Here is a 7,558-nt window from a genome sequence, read left to right on the forward strand (position 1 = left end):
AATTAAAATATCACAGTTTTCATCGTCTCCTAATGCCTCACACTGAGCAGAGGTGATAAAATCCGTCGGTTGTTCTCCATCTCTGAGGGATTTAACAATTGCCTTTGTATGCCGCCCAACTTCAGGATGATAATCATTGATATACTTCTTGATTGTGCGAGCCTGATCGTAACTATTGACAACTAAAGCAGCTTTGCGGCGAATACCAAACTTGACATCAAAATGACGCATGGACTTGTAAATTTCAGATTTAGTAATTCCTCCGCGCACAAGGGCATTCACCATCCGCAAAAGATTACGCTTTTGAAGGTCGCCAGCACCGCTATATTTGAGAGGTTCATCACCACGTTCACTATCTGGAAACCATTTGAAACGATAAACGCTCTGTTCTGGTTTATGTTCTGACTGACGCGGTTTTAGTAAATAATGCGGGCCAGCGTTAATGTGGTAGGCGGGACTAGCTTCCAAAAATGAAGTTGCTGAAGTAATTAAAACGGCTGGGCTGGGATGTCCATCATCTGCGTCTAACAACCGATGAAAGCGATGCATTAACATTCGAGGCGCACCAACAAATGTAATGTAGGATAATTGCACATTTTTGGCGGCGGTACGTGTTGTTTGTGCTTTGGAAAAACTGTATTCCACTCCAGAAAATGAACCTAAAATGCTTTCTGGAATAAATTTTCGGAGTTCTGGTGATGCAGTTGACTCCCCAATGGTTTCACGAATGAATCCCTCTGCAACCATTGTTCTAGTTCCTGGTACAATTCGCTGGTAGCCCACAATTACGAAAGTAACAGTTATAAGTAATTTAGCTAAATCTTCTGCTTCTATTGTTGGTGAATGATCTGGAAAACAGAGCTTGAGAAATAATTCGGCAATTTCTTCAACGATCGCATCACGTCGCTTAATCAGATTTTCAGCCAGGTAACGCCGGAAATGACTAATGAGAGTTTTCCATTGTTTTTCAAGGGTTTCACGGTTGTAGCCTAAAATCCGAGGCCACAAATCTGCTTTAAAGTCTTGAGGGTTCTCAACACCTGTGCGATCGTAAAAGGCGTTATATGCTGCCGCTTCCCAAAATTCAGTCAGCGCCCGACTTTTGCTAAAGCCTAGTTTGGCTTCTTGTTCATCAAGGTCATTCTGCTGAGAGGATTTCTTTAAAGTATTCAATAGTTCGCTAACAATCCGTAATACAGTCAATAATTGATTTCCGTAGCGTTCTCCCACCCGCGACTTAGACATATTCTGAAGGGTGGTAATTAAGGAAGTATTATGGTTGCCAAATTCTGACAAGTCACGACTGTAAAGTTCTACATCCCGATCAAATAATCGATAGTTCTCACCACGAGCAAAGCGGTTATGGATTTGTTCTAAAATTACCCGATGAATGGATCGCTCTGAGCCTGAAATACTTAAAGTTGCTGCCCCATAACCATCTAACACTGTTTGCACCATGTCGCCTTCGTCGAAAACCACTACGTCGAAGGTACGGGCAATTAATTCAAAATATCGTACTTGTTCCTGAATCGCGTGAGGTGATATTTGAGTATCGAGCGATCGCACATGACCAACCCAAATATTAGCATCCAACAAATCTCGCGGTGCTTTGTTTCGACCGCACATTGTCCATAAAGGACACAGGCATTTTTTCATCTTTCCCTGTTTCCCTCCGCCTTGCAATATCTCGTTGCAAGGTGCGTAACCAAACCCCCACAGAGACATATCGGCAGTTGAAAAGGCTGGTAGGACGCAGTTCATCCCAAAAACTTCTGCCTGTTCTAAGGTGTGAGCAAAGCCACCATTACCTCGTGTTGCGATCGCCTCAGCAATATTATCTGCATGGCCACGGCGAGTTTCATCACTTTGTCCGACAAGCATTCCGACTTTTACCTGATGAAATGCCAGTTCAGCCATGTACTGTCTAGCAACTTCAATGGAGGGAAACACAAACATGGCTTTATAGTCATTTAGTCCTAGCCAGATAGCTATCAACACGAGAATGGTTGTTTTACCTGACCCTGGTAAACCAATTAAGTGCTTGATGTCTTCTAATTCCAACACATCATCTTCTTTCCGCAGCCCCTTTCCAGCCTCCGATACCATGAGGTCAAAGCGTTCAAAACGTTTTTGCCAGCTACCTGCTCGTCGCTCAGGATCTTGCCTTTCACGCTCGTCCATCTTAATAGCCAGATCGCGCAGTTCACTTAGGGGAATGCGAATTTTTCCTCTTGGTTGGCGGTTAAGGGAATGTGTACGACGCGCAGCAATCGGGGCGGAAATCGGAGCGATCGGCATCCTTACTGCTGTTGACTCTTCACCTAACGCAACCGCCATCGGCTGACGAGGATCGGCAAATGTAAAACCATAGGAGTCGTATGGCAGAGGGGTACTAAGAATTTGACGCGCTTGTGTAATTAAAGAATCTTCTAAAGGGTCTGTTCTTTGAAAGTGAAGTGTTTCAATATCAATCTCATACGTCCCTTTAGTGTGGTTGCAGTAATGATGATTGTTATAAAGAGCAATTGCGTGTTTAACTGACTGCTGTGTAACAAAAGTCAGCGACATCTGCCGCATATTGAAAATGGCTTGACGGGCTTGCTCTAATGCAGGTGCATTCAAAATGCTTGCCATGCCTGACATTACTAGTGGCGCGTATTCCAGTGAATCAGTATTAATAAACTCCTTCATCAAGACGCAAAACCAGCAAATTCGGTCTGCACCTTTCCAAAAATCAGGTTTGGTTCGCATAAGGCATCTTCTTTAAAAAATCAATTACAGAGGAAACCGACATAATTTCTAAACTGGCGGGATCACCCTTTTTATCGAGTGTTGATTTAAGAGTAGAAATGTAGCTTGGGTTATCCTCGATTAACCGATCGCTCACAGCAAGAATGCGGCGACGATAGTGAATCAGCCCGCCAATACTACGATTGAGGCGCAAAGCCAGAGTTACGGGACTTGTGTAAGATTTGGCATCAATTCCAATTGCCCGTTCGTTGATCGCCACATCGCATAAATCGGATTCTGGGTAAAGTTCAGCATTGAGCTTATTTTGTCGGGCTGTATCAAAAATAGCTAATTCGTCAATTGCTGGGCCTGTCCAGTAGGTAAGAATTCGCGGCTCGGCAATTCGTAAAATGTCTTTGGGATCTAGTTTTTCAGATACTTTTGGTGAGTTGTGCCCAATGCACTGGCGAATTGGACATCGCCCTTGTGAAAAAAGTTTTTTGTTGGGATGCGATCGCATCAGTGTGCCACAGTGGGCACAGCGATGTGCTAGTCCATCAACTAGCCAGATATCTGGTACTGAGTCAAAGAATTTCTCAACGATCATTCCCTGTAAAGGGGTTAAGTCATTTTCAACCAAGTAGTCTAATAGTTGCCGTTCTCCTATCAGAGAGTACCTACCAAATAACTCTCGTAGCGCGGTGTAAGCTTTGTGTTGGCGACGACCGCCCAATCGTTCAGTTGCTTCGCATAACTGAGTATATAAGCGATGCTCAATTACATTGTCTTCGCCAAAGGCTCCGCTCAAGTTGGCAATCTCTGCACAGTCTGAGGTAGGTACTCGTAAATCTGGATCGATTAAGGTAACGCTAGAAAAGCGAAAGTCTGATTGGTTAAAAATCCTTAACTGCCAGCGATCGCAACCAAGAGAGTATCGAGCGTTATCTAAAACAGTATGCACACAGGCAGCGCGATCGCTTAATCCTTCTTCAATATATAGACGACCCAATTTGCACATTGCTTGATAGAGTTCTGGCGGCAATGTACTATCCTCTTGACGAACTATTTGTTGACCTGGTAGTACTCGTTCATATTGGCGAATAATTCCTTGCGCTAACAACACCACTGCATCTTCAGCCAGATTCATTGCTGGTCTGTGTCCAGTAGGTAACGGCAAAGCAGTTGCGGTGATTGTGGGTAGCCACGTGGGGTCTTGACCTTGTGCTTCTGCCAGAATTTGCATCTCCAAAGTATCGTCAGAGAAAGAAGGCAATACTTGAGTAATTGCCGCAAGTGTCCAACCTTTCTTCAATAAGAGAGCAGTTGCCAAGCCCTCCAAAATTTGACGAAATCCAAATTCTTGCCCTTTGGGTTGTGATAAAAGTTGTTTTGCTCTCCACGACCGAATGGTACGAAGGGCAGGTGATTCTATAGACAGTTCAAGGTGTTTAATCTGGCGTTTTAGCTCCTTTGTCAGAGCCTCCGCAGTTCCCTGCCACTCACGCACGTCCTCAAAGTACATGGCTATGTATAATCAAATTACATCTTAATGTGTTTACAGTAAATGATGTAAATAAAAATGTCAACTTTTTATTCGCACTGTAAAAATACGCTGTACAGCGATTTAACTTACAAAAAACTTTGGCTTTCTACGTATTTCCTACATAACCTCAAGTTTTGGAATAGGTGATACCTACGGTGAGCTACGCTAACGCACTTCATAAAGCGATCGCAATTTGAGAATATCTTGCCATTCAAGATCGGTGAATGGTTGGCTAACTAGTTCTATATCAAAGTACTGTTTTGCTGTCTCTGTCAATGTATCCACAATCTTTGCAATCCAGCCATCCTCTTGGTGTGTATTGCAAAGTGAGGTATTCCACGGAGCAGGTTGTTCAAAGATTTCCTGAAATAAACCTTTGTCTGTAGATAAAATCATCGAGCCGTGTTGAAGAATGGTGTTTCTTCCCTTGCGTTGGGCGCTACCAATAAATTTACTTCCATCGGTAGTAACTAAGTCAGCTGCTGTTGCTGTGTTGAAACAACTGGGATTATGAATGTAACCCCGTCCAGCAGAACCATAATTTAACTCAATACCCAAGGTTTGCCAGCCTTGGATTAAAAAGTTACAGATTTTTTCATAAGTACCCCAGCTTTTTCCAGTACTAGCTGAGGTAATCAGGGTGTAGGTTAAGTTTCCTTGGTGGAGAACAGCTCTACCTCCTGTTGGGCGACGAACTAGATCGAGTGGCTGTCCCTGGTAAATCAGATTATGCCACTCGGCAGGCCATTGTTTTTGCAGATGCCCCAAGGAGAGCGCGTATGGATACCAAGTATAAAAACGCAGGGTAGGCGGGTGCTGTCCCTTTTCACATTGGTTGAACAACCAAGCATCGATCGCCATTTGCACTCCCCCTGATGTCTGAAGCATTGGGATGAAACGCCAGGTGGATGGTGATTCGGTTGCTAGTTGTCTCATAGGTTTCAGACTATAGAAAGAAAATCAAATAATTGATGCGCCATTTCTAATTTAGAACAAGGTGCAATTTCTACCTGATTTCCTTGACTATCTAAAAATATCGCTTGATTATTATCGCTACCAAAACCACTATCAGGTTGATCGATGGGATTGGCAACAATGACATCGAGTTTTTTATTCTGTAATTTCTCTAATGCGGGTTTGACAATATCCCCAGTTTGTGCTGCAAAACCAATTAATCTTTGATGCGGCTGTTTGTGCTGTGCTAACTGGGCAACTATATCCGGTACTGCTTCCAGAGCTAAAGCTTGGGGGAGCGATCGCTTGGGCAATTTCTCTGTACTATAATCTCGTGGCTTCACATCGGCCACGGCTGCTGACATGACAATGATATCAGCGTTGGGTAAAGATCCCACCATGACGTGCTGCATTTCGTCTGCACTAACAACGGGAATCGCTTGTACTCCCAATGGTACATCCCAATTAGCTGGCCCATGTACCAGAGTGACGTTTGCCCCTCGGTGAAGTGCTGCTTGGGCTAAAGCCAATCCCATTTTACCTGTGGAAGGATTACCAATAAACCTCACTGGGTCAAGAAACTCTCGCGTTCCCCCAGCACTAATTAAGACTCGTTTACCTACTAAATCTCGTTTGCCTTGAGTGTGTAACAACGATTGGATGTGAGCGAATATTTCTGGAGGTTCTGCTAATCTACCAGCACCGATCCGATCGCACGCTAATAACCCTGATGCTGTATTCATCCCATGATATCGCCTATCTATCAATAACTGTTGCCAATTCCGTTGCACCGCTTGTTGTTCCCACATATCAGTATTCATTGCGGGTGCTAACAGCACGGGACAAGTAGAAGCCAGCACGGTATTTGTGAGTAAATTATCTGCCATCCCGTAGGCTAACTTTGCTAATGTATTAGCTGTTAAAGGGGCAATTACCATAATATCTGCCCATTCACCCAACTCAATATGCAACGGACGAGAGTGAGTTGGTTGCCAGAAATCATCATCTGTGTAGGCGGGATGACGAGATAGAGTTGATAAAGTCAGAGGCGTGATAAATTTTTGCGCCGAACGGGTGAGGATAACTCGAACCTCTACCCCAGTTTTAAACAGCGTCGAAACCAATTCACAGATTTTGTAGGCGGCGATACCGCCACCTACAGCAATGAGAACCCTGTTCAATTTTGGATTAGTCATGGTAAAAAGTTAGGAGTGAGTCGTTCAAAAATTAGTACTAAATAGTTATAAATCCTAATTCTTAACTCCTAACTCCTAACTCTCAACTAAGCTTCATCGTAGGGTTCCAAGTCTAAGAGGTAGATATAGGGTTCAACTAACTCTGGACGCTGAAATGCGATCGCTCGCAATAAATGCCAATCGTTTAAACCCTCAAAAGCATTACTATAATTATCCAGTTCCAGACGTGTAGCTAGTTCTTCTACTTCTACTGCACTCATGGCAGCAATTTCTTTTTGGGAAATGCTTAAAGTTGTCATAATACTTGCCCCTCCCTTATGCAGCACTCGCCTTCAGCATGGGTTAAGTTGCGCTGAACGCAGCCACCCAATATATATTACTCATTAGAAGTCATTAAGTTCGTGAAAATTGTCAGAATTTGTACCAGAATTTATAAAAAATTCGTAATCCTGACTAAGCAATTGTATTTACAACAAAATTTCGTAGCACCTCTAACGTTTTTGGATCTATTTCATGCCCCATATCAAATTCGTGGTATTCTACTGCCACTTTTAGAGACTTTAGAGCTTCTCGTGCCTTCAAAGCAGCTTTCAGGGGCACAACTTCATCATATCTACCGTGAGTGATTAAAGTCGGCGAAATCCCACTTTTAGCTGCCGTTAGCGCGTCAGGATGTAAATACCCGCTCATGACAACTAAACCTGCTAAGGGCAATTTTGAGCCGACATCTAAAGTCATTGCTCCCCCTTGAGAAAATCCACTCAAAATGGTACGTGACAAAGGTATGCCTGTGGTACTTTCTAAAGATTCCAAGAAATCTGTTAACAGTTGCCGACTTTCTGCCAACCCTTGATACATATTTTCTACCCGCAGGTCATACCATGCCCTCCCTATAGGGGAATAGGGATAAGGATAAGGTGCATTGGGCAATACAAACTGGTAATCGGGTAAATTGAGCAATGGTAACAAAGATGCTACATCCTCAGCATTGGCACCCCAACCATGCAAAGTGACAATTAAGCCTGCTGGAGGTTGAGAAGTTGCTGTAGGAACGGTAATAGCTTGTAAAGACAGAGGTTTACTCCTAAAATTCTACTTTTATACATAGATCCTATCTCTTCGAGCAGAGTTAGTA

6 protein-coding genes are annotated in these 7,558 nt (G+C 43.5%); all 6 read right to left on the bottom strand.

Going from position 1 to position 7,558, the window contains the following annotated elements; translation table 11 throughout:
* Positions 1-2,751, bottom strand: a 2,751-nt coding sequence (locus tag IQ229_RS05940) for a pPIWI_RE_Z domain-containing protein (protein ID WP_194042112.1), incomplete at its 3' end; no start/stop codon positions are given.
* The gene (locus tag IQ229_RS05945) at positions 2,735-4,252 is read right to left on the bottom strand and encodes a restriction endonuclease-related protein (protein WP_194042114.1); all 1,518 of its coding nucleotides are present in this window, start codon (positions 4,250-4,252) and stop codon (positions 2,735-2,737) included. The genes IQ229_RS05945 and IQ229_RS05940, both read right to left, overlap by 17 nt.
* Before the next feature lie 186 nt (positions 4,253-4,438).
* On the bottom strand, positions 4,439-5,209 hold the full coding sequence (locus IQ229_RS05950; protein ID WP_194042116.1) for a lipoate--protein ligase family protein: 771 nt from the start codon (positions 5,207-5,209) through the stop codon (positions 4,439-4,441).
* A 5-nt stretch (positions 5,210-5,214) separates the two neighbouring features.
* Complete coding sequence (gene coaBC / locus IQ229_RS05955; protein WP_194042118.1) at positions 5,215-6,423, bottom strand: bifunctional phosphopantothenoylcysteine decarboxylase/phosphopantothenate--cysteine ligase CoaBC; 1,209 nt, start codon at positions 6,421-6,423, stop codon at positions 5,215-5,217.
* Positions 6,424-6,509: 86 nt separating this feature from the next.
* A complete protein-coding gene (gene isiD, locus IQ229_RS05960; RefSeq protein ID WP_094351471.1) occupies positions 6,510-6,722 on the bottom strand; it encodes a protein IsiD in 213 nt (70 codons plus the stop codon).
* Positions 6,723-6,876: 154 nt separating this feature from the next.
* Positions 6,877-7,482: an alpha/beta hydrolase gene (locus IQ229_RS05965; protein WP_409339899.1), complete on the bottom strand. Its 606-nt coding sequence runs from the start codon at positions 7,480-7,482 to the stop codon at positions 6,877-6,879.
* Between the last annotated feature and the right edge of the window lie 76 nt (positions 7,483-7,558).

The organism is Nostoc cf. edaphicum LEGE 07299, assembly GCF_015207245.1.
GTDB classification, from domain to species: Bacteria; Cyanobacteriota; Cyanobacteriia; order Cyanobacteriales; family Nostocaceae; genus Nostoc; species Nostoc edaphicum_B.

Bases quoted from the DNA above. Each gene is read 5' to 3' on its own strand.
- IQ229_RS05945 (WP_194042114.1), bottom strand. From the start codon at position 4,252: ATGTACTTTGAGGACGTGCGTGAGTGGCAGGGAACTGCGGAGGCTCTG.
- IQ229_RS05950 (WP_194042116.1), bottom strand. From the start codon at position 5,209: ATGAGACAACTAGCAACCGAATCACCATCCACCTGGCGTTTCATCCCA.
- coaBC (WP_194042118.1), bottom strand. From the start codon at position 6,423: ATGACTAATCCAAAATTGAACAGGGTTCTCATTGCTGTAGGTGGCGGT.
- isiD (WP_094351471.1), bottom strand. From the start codon at position 6,722: ATGACAACTTTAAGCATTTCCCAAAAAGAAATTGCTGCCATGAGTGCA.